Below are 11,516 nucleotides of genomic sequence, written 5' to 3'. Positions count from 1 at the left end.
GCGGAGCGGGAATGTGATGCCGCTGACGCTAGCGAGGCAACGTTTCGCCATCCGTGCCGCGGTGTTTCCGTGGTGTTACACGGTTGTTCAGCACGCCCGGATCCGGGGAGGCGGTGTGTCGGTGCGGCCCGGTAGCGTCGGCGTATGACCAGCCATCCGGCCGACCGGCACGACCTCATCCGGGTGCGCGGCGCCCGCGAGAACAACCTGCGCGATATCGACGTCGACATCCCGAAGCGCCGCCTCACGGTGTTCACCGGGGTCTCCGGGTCGGGCAAGAGCTCGCTCGTGTTCGGCACGATCGCCGCCGAGTCGCAGCGCATGATCAACGAGACCTACAGCGCCTTCGTGCAGGGCTTCATGCCGACCCTCGCGCGCCCCGACGTCGACGTGCTCGAGGGGCTCACGACCGCGATCATCGTCGACCAGGAGCGCATGGGCGCGAACGCCCGCTCCACGGTCGGCACGGCGACCGACGCGAACGCGATGCTGCGCATCCTGTTCAGCCGGCTCGGGCAGCCGCACATCGGCTCGCCGCAGGCGTTCTCGTTCAACATCCCGAGCGTGCAGGGCAGCGGCGAGATGACGATCGAGAAGGGCGGCGGCTCGGTCGAGCTCACCCGCACCTTCAGCCAACTCGGCGGCATGTGCCCGCGCTGCGAGGGGATGGGCTCGGTCAACGACATCGACCTCACCCAGATCTACGACGCATCCAAGTCGCTGCTGCAGGGCGCCATCACGGTGCCGGGCTACACGGCCGACGGCTGGGCGGTGAAGCTCTACGCCGAGTCGGGCTTCTTCGACCCCGACAAGCCGCTCGGCGACTACAGCGAGACCGAGCTGCACGACCTGCTCTACAAGGAGCTCACCAAGGTCAAGATCAGCGGCATCAACATCAGCTACGAGGGCCTCATCCCGAAGCTGCAGAAGTCGGTGCTCTCCAAGGACGTGGACGCTCTGCAGCCCCACCTGCGTGCCTTCGTCGAGCGCGCGGTCACCTTCACCCCGTGCCCCGAGTGCGGCGGAACCCGGCTGAACGCGGGCGCTCGCGCCGCGAAGATCGACGGCATCTCGATCGCGGACGCGTGCGCCATGCAGATCAGCGACCTGGCCGAGTGGGTGCGCGGCATCGACGACCCCTCCGTCGCGCCGCTCGTGGTGAACCTGCGCCGGCTGCTCGAGTCGTTCGTCGACATCGGGCTCGGCTACCTCTCCCTCGACCGGCCCTCAGGCACCCTCTCCGGCGGTGAGGCGCAACGCACCAAGATGATCCGGCATCTGGGCTCCTCGCTCACCGACGTCAGCTACGTCTTCGACGAGCCCACCATCGGCCTGCACCCGCACGACATCCAGCGCATGAACACCCTGCTGCGGCAGTTGCGCGACAAGGGCAACACGGTGCTCGTCGTCGAGCACAAGCCCGAGGCGATCGCGATCGCCGACCATGTGGTGGATCTCGGCCCGCGCGCCGGGACCGCGGGTGGCGAGATCGTGTTCGAGGGCACGGTCGAGGCGCTGCGGGCGAGCGACACCCTCACGGGTCGGCACCTCGACGACACGGCCCGCCTCAAGGACTCCGTGCGCTCGCGCACGGGCGTGCTGGAGGTGCGGGGGGCGAGCACCCACAACCTGCGCGAGGTGGATGTGGATGTGCCGCTCGGCGTGCTCGTCGTCGTCACGGGGGTGGCCGGCTCGGGCAAGAGCTCGCTCATCCACGGCTCGGTGTCGCCGCGCGAGGGCGTGGTGTCGATCGACCAGGGCGCGATCCGCGGCTCGCGGCGCAGCAACCCGGCCACCTACACGGGTCTGCTGGAGCCCGTGCGCAAGGCCTTCGCGAAGGCGAACGGCGTGAAGCCCGCGCTCTTCAGCGCGAACTCGGAGGGCGCCTGCCCCAACTGCAACGGCGCGGGGGTGATCTTCACCGACCTCGGGCCGATGTCGACGGTCGCGACGCCGTGCGAGGTGTGCGAGGGCAAGCGCTTCGACGCCTCGGTGCTCGAGTACCGGCTGGGCGGGCGCGACATCAGCGAGGTGCTCGGGATGTCGGTGGCGGAGGCCGTCGAGTTCTTCGGCGCGGGCGAGGCGCGGATCCCGGCGGCACTCGCGATCGTGCAGCGGCTCGCCGACGTCGGGCTCGGCTACCTCACGATCGGCCAGCCGCTGACGACGCTCTCGGGCGGCGAGCGGCAGCGGCTCAAGCTCGCCGTCGCGATGGCCGAGGCGGGCGAGGTCTACGTCCTCGACGAGCCGACGACGGGTCTGCACCTGGCGGATGTCGAGCAGCTGCTGGGCCTGCTCGATCGGCTTGTGGACGCCGGCAAGTCGGTCGTCGTGATCGAGCATCACCAGGCCGTCATGGCGCACGCCGACTGGATCATCGACATCGGCCCCGGCGCGGGTCACGACGGCGGCCGCGTCGTGTTCGAGGGCACCCCCGCCGAGCTCGTCGCGGCACGTGCGACCCTCACGGGCCAGCACCTCGCCGCCTACCTGGGCGCGGCAGCGGTCAGCTGATCCCGAGGCTCTCGAGCGAGGTGCGCAGGGTCGCCGCGGAGGCGGCGAAGCGCTCCTGCTCCTCCGCATCGAACGGCACGTCGATGACGTTCCGCACCCCCGTGGCGTCCACGACGCTCGGCACCGAGAGCGCGACGCCGCTCACCCCGTGGTAGTCGTCGAGCACGCTCGACACGGGCAGCACGGCGCCCTCGTCGCGCAGCACGGCCTCCACGATGCGCGCGCCGGAGAGGCCGATCGCGTAGTTGGTGGCGCCCTTGCCCGCGATCACGGTGTAGGCGGCGTTCTTGACGTCGTCGGCGATGCGGTCGAGCTCCGCGCGCGGCAGGGGGCCGTCGCCGGCGTCCCAGTGGCTGAGCGGCACCGGTCCGATGCGGGCCTGCGACCAGAACGGGAACTCCGAGTCGCCGTGCTCGCCGATGATCATGGCGTGGGTGCTCGAGGCCGCGACACCGAGCCGCTCCGCGAGCAGCCAGCGCAGGCGCGCCGAGTCGAGCACCGTGCCCGAGGCGAACACCCGCGCGGCCGGCAGTCCCGAATACCGCTGGGCGGCGACCGCGAGCACGTCGCACGGGTTCGAGACGATCACGAACACCGCCTTGGGGGCGCGCGCGACGAGTTCGGGCATGAGGTCCCGGATGATGCCGACGTTGACGCCGGCGAGCTCGAGCCGGGTCTGCCCGGGCTTCTGCTTGGCGCCTGCGGTGATGACGACCACGTTCGAATCGGTGACGACATCCAGGTCGGCTCCGCCCGTGATCCGGGAGGCTCCCGTGAACGGCGTGCCGTGCGCGAGGTCGAGCACCTCGGCCTCGACGCGCGCCGCGTCGATGTCGTAGAGCGCCACCTCCCGCGCGGATTCGCGGATGAGTGCGGCGTAGGCGAGCGAGGTGCCCACCGCCCCGGCTCCGATCACGGTCAGCTTCGCGTTCTCGATGACGGCCATGACTCGATCATGGCGGAACATCCCGCGAGATGTCAGTTGCTGCCGTTCTCGGGCCCGTTTCCTGCAACTTCGGACATCTCGCGGGATAGGGGGCGCACGAGGGGGAGGAACACCTCGTCGACGATCGCCACGAGCTCCTCCTCCGGCACCGGGCCGAGGCGCAGGATCGCTTCGGAGCGGAACAGGTCGAACAGCGCCCGCACGACGCGCGGCGGAAGGTCGGGGCGGGCCTCGCCGCGTTCGGCGGCGCGCGCCAGGATGAGCGCGGTACCGTTCGGCCGGTCCCCCACCAGGTCGTGCCGCAGCTCGGCGGGCGTCACGCCGGTCTCGGCATAGAAGCCGGCCAACTGCACGCTCAGCACGACCCACATCCCGAGCCGGTTGCGATTCGAGGCGCGCAGCAGTTCGAGCAGGTCCTCCCGCAGGCTGCCCGTGTCGGGCAGCTCGACGGGCGTGCGCAGGCCCGTGTGCCGGATCGCGGCGCGCACGAGCGCTTCGCGATTCGGCCAGCGGCGGTAGAGCACCGCGCGGCTCGTGCGCGCACGGCTCGCGACGGCCTCGAAGGTGAGCGCCCCGTAGCCCTGCTCGGCGATCAGCTGCCAGGTGGCTTCGAGGATGGCACCCTCGAGCTCCGCACCGCGTCGTCGGCGGGCCGGTGCCGGGCTCGGATCTTCAAGAGTCACTTGCGTATCTTATCGCGTCGGCGTACGCTCACAAGAGTCACCAGTGTTTCTTATTTCGAGATCGAGCTCACCATGACCTCCCCCACACCGGCGGCGGCCCCCGCCACCAACCGTCTGCCCGCCGGCGCGATGCGCACCGCCTGGATCCTCATCGTCGGCGGCTTCGCCGCCATCCTCGACTCCACGATCGTCGCGATCGCGATCGACACCCTCGGCCGCGAGTTCGCGGTGCCGGTCGCCACCATCCAGTGGATCAGCACCGGCTATCTGCTCGCCCTCGCCGTCGCCATCCCGATCACCGGCTGGGCGCAGCAGCGCTTCGGCGGCAAGCGCCTGTGGATCTTCGCCCTCGCCCTGTTCCTGCTCGGCTCGGTGCTGTGCGCCACCGCCTGGGACGCGCCCAGCCTCATCGCCTTCCGCGTGGTGCAGGGCCTCGGCGGCGGCATCATGTTCCCCCTCATGCAGTCCCTCGCCGTGCAGGCGGTCGGCGGGCGGATGCAGGGCATGGGCAAGCTCATGGCGGTCGTGACCGTGCCGATCGCCCTCGGACCGATCATCGGACCCGTCATCGGCGGGGTCATCCTCGACAGCCTCTCGTGGCGCTGGCTGTTCCTCGTGAACGTGCCCATCGTGCTCATCGGCATCGTGCTCGCGGCCTGGAAACTGCCCGACGACTCCGCGCGCCGGGTGAAGGCGAAGTTCGACATCGTCGGCATGCTGCTCCTGGCCCCGGGACTCGCGTTGCTGCTGCTGGGCCTGTCGAATGTGGAGTCGGGCGACGGCATCGCCCGCCTCGACGTGCTGCTGCCGCTCATCGCGGGCGCCGCGCTCATCGCGGCCTTCACCTTCTGGTCGCTGCATCGACGCGAGCGCGCCCTCGTGCAGCTGCGGCTGCTGGGGCGGCGCACTCTCAGCAGCTCGTCGATCGTGCTGGCCCTCGCCGGCGCCGCCCTCTACGGCGCCATGCTGCTGCTGCCGCTGTACTGGCAGTCGCTGCGCGGCGAGACCGTGCTCACCGCGGCCCTCCTCCTCATCCCCCAGGGTGTCGGCTCGCTCGCGGCACGCCCCATCGCGGGGCTCCTCCTCGATCGGATCGGCGCGCGCGCCCTCGCCATCATCGGATTCGCGCTCGTCGCGCTCGGCACCGTGCCGTTCGCCTTCGCCGACGCCGGCACCTCCAACGTCTGGCTGTCGGCCGTGCTCGTGATCCGCGGCCTCGGCCTCGGCACGGTGCTCATCCCGATTATGACCGTGTCGATGACGGGGCTCGGCCACGACGACATCCCGCAGGCGACCATGATCACCCGGATCGCGCAGCAGCTCGGCGGCGCATTCGGCACCGCCGCCCTCGCCGTGGTGCTCACGACCCTGCTGGACTCGGCCACGACCCCCGCGGGCGCCGTCGACGCCTTCCACGCCGCCTTCTGGGTGGCGACGGGCGTGTCCGTCCTCGCCCTGCTCACCGCCCTCGTGCTCCCCCGCCGAGAACCCGCCTAACGCTGCAGCGCTGGGCGACCCGCCGCCGTCATCACGCACGCGCGGAGGCAGACGCTGCAGCGTTGTGCATCACGGCCGCGGCGCGCGCGGCGCGAAGGCCAGAAATGGCCTTCGCGGAAGCGCCAGCGCATCAGCGCTTGCGCTTCTCCCGCATCCGGCGGCGGCTGCGCCGCCCTCTGCCGGACCGCGGCCGAGACGGCCGCGGCGCGTGCAGCGCGAAGGCCAGAAATGGCCTTCGCGGAAGCGCCAGCGCATCAGCGCTTGCGCTTCTCCCGCACGCGCATATTGACGACGACGGGGGTGCCCTCGAAGCCGTAGACCTCGCGCAGGCGGCGCTGGATGAAGCGACGGTACTGCGGGTCGAGGAACCCGGTCGTGAAGAGCACGAAGGTGGGCGGCCGAGTGGATGCCTGCGTGCCGAACAGGATGCGCGGCTGCTTCCCGCCGCGCACCGGGTGCGGGTGCTCCGCGGTGAGCTCGGCGATGAGCGCGTTGAACTTCCCGGTCGGGATGCGGGTGTCCCACGACTCGAGCGCCGTCTCGAGCGCCGGAACCAGCTTCTCCAGGTGCCGCCCGGTGCGCGCGGAGATGTTGACGCGCGGCGCCCAGGTGACGTGCGCCAGATCCTGCTCGATCTCGCGCTCCAGGTAGCGGCGGCGCTCGTCGTCGAGCAGGTCCCACTTGTTGTACGCCAGCACGAGAGCGCGCCCCGACTCGAGCACGAGGTCGATGATGCGCAGATCCTGCACGCTGATCGGCTCGGTCACATCGAGCACGACCACCGCCACCTCGGCCTTCTCGAGTGCCGCACTCGTGCGCAGCGAGGCGTAGAAGTCGGCCCCCTGCTGCAGGTGCACGCGCTTGCGGATGCCGGCGGTGTCGACGAAGGTCCAGATGCGTCCGCCGAGCTCGATCTGCTCGTCCACCGGATCACGCGTGGTGCCCGCGAGCTCGTTGACGACCACGCGCTCCTCGCCGGCCGCCTTGTTGAGCAGCGAGCTCTTGCCCACGTTCGGCCGCCCCAGGATGGCTACCCGGCGCGGTCCGCCGATCTCCTGTTTGGCGACCGCCGACACCTCCGGCAGCACCGTCATGACGTGGTCGAGCAGGTCGGCGACGCCGCGCCCGTGCAGCGCGGACAGGGGCCACGGCTCACCCAGGCCGAGGCTCCACAGCTCGGCGGCCTGCGGATCCTTGATGGCGTCGTCCGACTTGTTGGCGACGAGGATGACGGGCTTCCTCGACGACCGCAGCATCCGCACGACGTGCTCGTCGGTCGCGGTGGCGCCCACGTTGATGTCGACCACGAACAGCACCGCGTCGGCGAGGTCGACGGCGACCTCGGCCTGCGCGGCGACGGAGGCGTTGATGCCGGTGGCATCCGGCTCCCAACCGCCGGTGTCGACGAGGGTGAAGCGCCGCCCCAGCCATTCGGCCTTGTAGGAGACGCGGTCGCGCGTGACGCCCGGCACGTCCTCCACGACCGCCTCGCGACGGCCCAGGATGCGGTTGACGAGCGCCGACTTGCCCACGTTCGGCCGGCCCACGATCGCGAGCACCGGGAGCGCGGGCAGGTAGGTGATGCCGTCGGGGCCCGCCTCGGCGGCCTCGAGGAGGTCGAGGTCCTCCTCGTCGAGCTCGTAGTCCGACAGCCCGGCGCGCAGCGAGGCGGCACGCTGCTCGGCGACCTCGTCGTCGAGCTCGGCGAGCCGCTCGGCGAGGGCGGGGTCGAGCTCGTCGAACTCGTCGTCGGGGTCGAAGCCAGGATCGAAGCCGGGGTCGGTGTCGCGCTCGGTCATGTCGTGTCCTGTCAGTGGGGGGAGATCGTGGCGTGCACCAGGTCGACGACCGCCTGCACGGTGCCGGGGAAGTCGAGGTGCGTGGAGTCGATCGTCGTCACGCCGGGCGCCGCGGTCAGGAAGTCGACCACCTGCGCGTCTCGACGGTCCCGTTCGCTCAGCTGCTGCGCCGTGGAGGCGGCACCGGGGGCGAGCTCGGCCGATCGCCTGGCAATTCTAACGTCTTCGTCGGCGGTGAGGAGGATGCGCACCTCGGCGTCCGGGGCGACGACGGTGGTGATGTCGCGCCCCTCGACCACGATGCCGGGGGCGTCGGATGCGCGGATGAGCCTCCGGAACGCCTCGTTGAGGGCGCGGCGCACCTCGGGGACGCGGGCGATGTCGCTCACGACGGCGCTCACGCGGGGCTCCCGGATGGCGTCGGTGACGACGGCCTCGCCGACCCGCACCGCGGTGCCGGTCTCGGTCAGCTCGGTGCAGTAGTCGAAGTCGGACAGCAGCGCCACGACGGCCGCGGCGTCCGCGGTGTCGGCCCCGCGCTCGAGTGCGAGCCAGGTGAGCGCGCGGTAGGCGGCGCCCGTGTCGAGGTAGGCGTAGCCGAGCTCGCGCGCGGCCGCCTTGCTCACGCTCGACTTGCCGGAGCCGGCCGGCCCGTCGACCGCGACGACGACAGGGCTCACCGCTCCGCCTCCATGAGGGTCCAGCCGCGCTGCTCGAGCGCGGTGGCGAGCGGGTGCGCGGCCTCCGGCACGACCGAGATCTCGGCGAAGCCGACCTTCGTCTCGGGCGAGTGCTCGAGCCGCAGATCCTCCATGTTGACGCCCTCCTCGCCGATCTCGGTGAGCAGGCGGGCGAGCTCGCCGGGCTTGTCGTCGATCTTCACCACGAGCGCTGTGAACCGGCCGTCCTGCCCGTGCTTGCCGGGGATGCGGCTGACGCCGTCGTTGCCGGCGGCGAGCGTGTCGGCGATGATGCGGCGGGATGCCGGCGCCTCCGGGTCGTCGAGGGCCGCGATGACGGCGTCGAGGTCGTCGCGCAGCGGACGCAGCACCTCCGCCACCTCGGCGGCGTTCGCGCCGAGGATCTGCACCCACAGCGCCGGGTTGCTGGACGCGATGCGGGTCGTGTCGCGCAGCCCCTGCCCCGACAGTCCGAGGGCGGCCGCCGACCCTCCGCGCAGGCGGGCCGCCAGCAGGCTCGCCACGAGCTGGGGTGCGTGCGAGACGAGCGCGACGCTGCGATCGTGGTCGGCCGCATCCATCTCGATCGGCACCGCGCCGAGATCCAGGATGAGGTCCTCGATCGCGGCGGCACGGCGGTAGCTGATGCCGTCGTGGCCGGCGACGATCCAGGGACGCCCCACGAACAGGTCGGCGCGCGCCGAGACCGCACCGCCGCGTTCGCGCCCGGCCATCGGATGCGTGCCGAGGTAGCGCGACAGGTCGGCACCGCGTGCCCGCAGCTGCTCGAGCGGGGCGAGTTTGACGCTCGCGACGTCGGTGACGAGCGCCTCCGGGTAGCGCTCGAGCTCGGCGGCGACGATGTCGGCGGTGACATCCGGCGGCACGGCGACGACGATGAGCCCCGGTGCGTCGTCCGGGGCGGGCGCGCGTCCGGCGCCGTAGGCGATGGCGAGGCCGCGGGTCGACGGCGAGGCGTCGTCGACGATCACATCCACCCCGCGCGCCGAAAGTCCGAGCCCGATGCTCGCGCCCAGCAGCCCGGATCCGACGATGCGCACCTGCTCCGTGAGTCGGCGGTCGTTCATCGCTGCGTGTCCTGGGTCGGGGTCGGGGCGTCGGGCGTGCGCGCGAGGGCGAGCAGCTGGCCGACCTCCACCTTAGTGAGGTCGCGGAAGCGCCCTGCGCCGAGCGAACCCAGGTGCAGCGGCCCGAACTGACGCCGCACGAGCTCGATCACGGGGTGCCCCACCTCGGCGAGCATCCGCCGCACGATGCGGTTGCGGCCCGAGTGGAGCGTCACCTCGACGATCGTGCGCCCCCCGGACGGCTCGCCCACCACGCGCGCCCGGTCGACGGCGATCGGCCCGTCGTCGAGCTCGACGCCCTGCCGCAGCCGCCGCAGCACCTCCGGGCGCACGATGCCGCGCACCGTCGCCAGGTAGGTCTTCTCGACGCCGAAGGAGGGATGCGCGAGCACGTGCGCGAGCTCGCCGTCGTTGGTGAGCAGCAGCAGGCCCGTCGTCTCGGCGTCGAGGCGCCCGACGTTGAAGACCCGCTCCCCCACCTGCTCGACGTAGGCGGCGAGGTCGGGCCGGCCCCGCTCGTCCGCCATCGAGCTCACCACGCCGCGCGGCTTGTTGAGCATCACGTAGCGCTTCGCGGTGTCGAGCTGCACGGGCACCCCGTCGACCTCGACGTGGTCGACGAGCGGGTCGACGCGACTGCCGAGCTCGGTGACGACGCGCCCGTTCACCCGCACGCGTCCCGCGACGATGTACTGCTCGCTCACCCGTCGCGAGGCGACGCCCGCCGCGGCGAGCACCTTCTGCAGGCGCTCGCCCTCCGGCTCCGCGGCGCTCATCGGGCGGCGCCGAGATCCTCGAAGCCGTCGGCGCCGTCGGGCAGCAGCGGCGAGATGGGCGGCAGCTCGTCGAGCGAGTTGATGCCGAGCTGGGTGAGCAGCAGCGGCGTTGTCTCGTAGTGGATGGCACCGGTCTCGGCGTCCGTGAACGCCTCGGTGATGAGGCCGCGGCCGAGCAGGGTGCGCACGACCGAGTCGACGTTGACGGCGCGGATCGCGGCGATCGAGCCGCGGCTGATGGGCTGCTTGTAGGCGATCACCGCGAGGGTCTCGAGGGCCGCCTGCGAGAGGCGGGTGGGGCTCTGGGTGAGCACGAAGTCGCGCACCAGCTCGTCGTGCTCGGCGCGCACGTAGAGCCGCCAGCCGCCGCCGACCTCGCGCAGCTCGAAGCCGCGGCGGGGGCCGCCGGGCCGGCCGTCGAGGTCGAGCCCGTCGTAGTCGGCGACGAGCCGCTCGATCGACTGCCGCACCGCCGGAACCGGGGCGCCGAGCGCCGTCGCCAGGGTCACGAGCGGCAGCGGCTCATCCGCCACGAGCAGCACCGCCTCGAGCGCCGCGGTCACATCGACGCCACCCCGCTGATCGAGTGCCGGCGCAGCCCCACCACCCCGCTGCTCGAGTGCGGGCGCAGCCCCACCACCCCGCTGATCGAGTGCCGGCGTAGCCGGCGTATCGAGATCCAGGTCGTCGGTCGTGAGGTCATCGGTCATAGTCGGCCCCCAGGCTCGCCAGCTGTTCGTCGTTCCAGTGCACCGCAGTCCAGCGCAGGGTGAGTTCGCCGAGCGGTTCGAGCTGCTCGAACCCGATCGCGGCGTGCCGGTAGAGCTCGAGCACCGCCAGGAACCGCGCCACCACGACGCCGCGCTGCTCGGCTCCCGAGATGAGCTGGCGGAAGGTGGTCGCCTCGCCCGAGCGCAGCAGCGCCACGACCACAGCGGCCTGTTCCCGGATGCTGACGAGCGGCGCGTGCAGGTGGTCGAGTCCGACAACGGGGAGCTCCCGCGGTGCCATGGCGAGCGCCGCGAGCGCCGCGAAGTCGTGCAGTCCGAGCGTCCAGACCAGCTCCGGTGTCTGCCGCCGGTACTTCTCCTCGAGGCGCACCGAGCGGGCGTGCCGGGATCCTTCCGCCTCGAGGTGCCCCTCGAACCAGCGGGCGGCCTCCTTGAAGGCCCGGTACTGCAGCAGCCGCGCGAACAGCAGGTCGCGTGCCTCGAGCAACGCCACATCCTCGGCGTCGACCAGCTCGCCCTGCGGCAGCAGGCCCACCACCTTGAGGTCGAGCAGGGTCGCGGCCACCACGAGGAACTCGCTCGCCTGCTCGAGCTCCTCGGCGCCGTCGAGCCCCTTCAGGTAGGCGATGAACTCGTCGGTCACCCGCGAGAGGGAGACCTCGGTGATGTCGAGCTCATGCTTGGCGATGAGCGACAGCAGCAGGTCGAACGGACCGTCGAAGTTGCCGAGGGTGAGCCGGAAACCGGCCGGTTCCTCGACCACCGTCGGCGCCTCCTGCATGGGGGCGAGTCTAGTTGCCGC

At 71.7% G+C, this 11,516-nt stretch carries 10 protein-coding genes; 2 read left to right on the top strand and 8 right to left on the bottom strand.

The genetic code is table 11. The features are described from left to right. Window positions 1–144: 144 nt before the first annotated feature. Window positions 145–2,514: an ATP-binding cassette domain-containing protein gene (locus tag FLP23_RS07820; RefSeq protein WP_149325335.1), complete on the top strand. Its 2,370-nt coding sequence runs from the start codon at window positions 145–147 to the stop codon at window positions 2,512–2,514. Here the strand turns inward: FLP23_RS07820 and FLP23_RS07815 are convergent. After that, on the bottom strand, window positions 2,507–3,460 hold the full coding sequence (locus FLP23_RS07815; RefSeq protein ID WP_149325334.1) for an L-lactate dehydrogenase: 954 nt from the start codon (window positions 3,458–3,460) through the stop codon (window positions 2,507–2,509). The two genes, FLP23_RS07820 and FLP23_RS07815, sit on opposite strands and share 8 nt — an antisense overlap. 32 nt (window positions 3,461–3,492) lie before the next feature. Then, complete coding sequence (locus tag FLP23_RS07810; protein ID WP_149325333.1) at window positions 3,493–4,143, bottom strand: TetR/AcrR family transcriptional regulator; 651 nt, start codon at window positions 4,141–4,143, stop codon at window positions 3,493–3,495. Between the two features lie 72 nt (window positions 4,144–4,215). Between FLP23_RS07810 and FLP23_RS07805 the strand changes: the two genes are divergently transcribed. After that, complete coding sequence (locus FLP23_RS07805) at window positions 4,216–5,640, top strand: MDR family MFS transporter (protein ID WP_149325332.1); 1,425 nt, start codon at window positions 4,216–4,218, stop codon at window positions 5,638–5,640. A 254-nt stretch (window positions 5,641–5,894) separates the two neighbouring features. Here the strand turns inward: FLP23_RS07805 and der are convergent, their stop codons facing one another. From der to FLP23_RS07775, 6 genes are read right to left on the bottom strand one after another with little or no spacing between them, the layout of a single operon-like run. Beyond that, window positions 5,895–7,439: a ribosome biogenesis GTPase Der gene (gene der, locus FLP23_RS07800; protein ID WP_149325331.1), complete on the bottom strand. Its 1,545-nt coding sequence runs from the start codon at window positions 7,437–7,439 to the stop codon at window positions 5,895–5,897. A gap of 11 nt (window positions 7,440–7,450) precedes the next feature. Further along, on the bottom strand, window positions 7,451–8,119 hold the full coding sequence (gene cmk, locus FLP23_RS07795) for a (d)CMP kinase (protein ID WP_149325330.1): 669 nt from the start codon (window positions 8,117–8,119) through the stop codon (window positions 7,451–7,453). Then, window positions 8,116–9,207, bottom strand: a complete 1,092-nt coding sequence (locus tag FLP23_RS07790; RefSeq protein WP_149325329.1) for a prephenate dehydrogenase — start codon at window positions 9,205–9,207, stop codon at window positions 8,116–8,118. The genes cmk and FLP23_RS07790 overlap by 4 nt, the downstream gene beginning before the upstream one ends. Continuing rightward, window positions 9,204–9,983: a pseudouridine synthase gene (locus FLP23_RS07785; RefSeq protein WP_149325328.1), complete on the bottom strand. Its 780-nt coding sequence runs from the start codon at window positions 9,981–9,983 to the stop codon at window positions 9,204–9,206. Before FLP23_RS07785 ends, FLP23_RS07790 begins: the two co-directional genes overlap by 4 nt. Then, window positions 9,980–10,693: an SMC-Scp complex subunit ScpB gene (gene scpB / locus FLP23_RS07780; protein WP_149325327.1), complete on the bottom strand. Its 714-nt coding sequence runs from the start codon at window positions 10,691–10,693 to the stop codon at window positions 9,980–9,982. Before scpB ends, FLP23_RS07785 begins: the two co-directional genes overlap by 4 nt. Continuing rightward, complete coding sequence (locus FLP23_RS07775) at window positions 10,683–11,495, bottom strand: segregation and condensation protein A (RefSeq protein ID WP_149325326.1); 813 nt, start codon at window positions 11,493–11,495, stop codon at window positions 10,683–10,685. The genes scpB and FLP23_RS07775 overlap by 11 nt, the downstream gene beginning before the upstream one ends. Between the last annotated feature and the right edge of the window lie 21 nt (window positions 11,496–11,516).

The sequence above is a fragment of the Protaetiibacter larvae genome, assembly GCF_008365275.1.
GTDB classification, from domain to species: Bacteria; Actinomycetota; Actinomycetes; order Actinomycetales; family Microbacteriaceae; genus Homoserinibacter; species Homoserinibacter larvae.
Note: the sequence above shows the minus strand (reverse complement) of the source record. Positions and strands in the feature narration are given on the sequence as shown.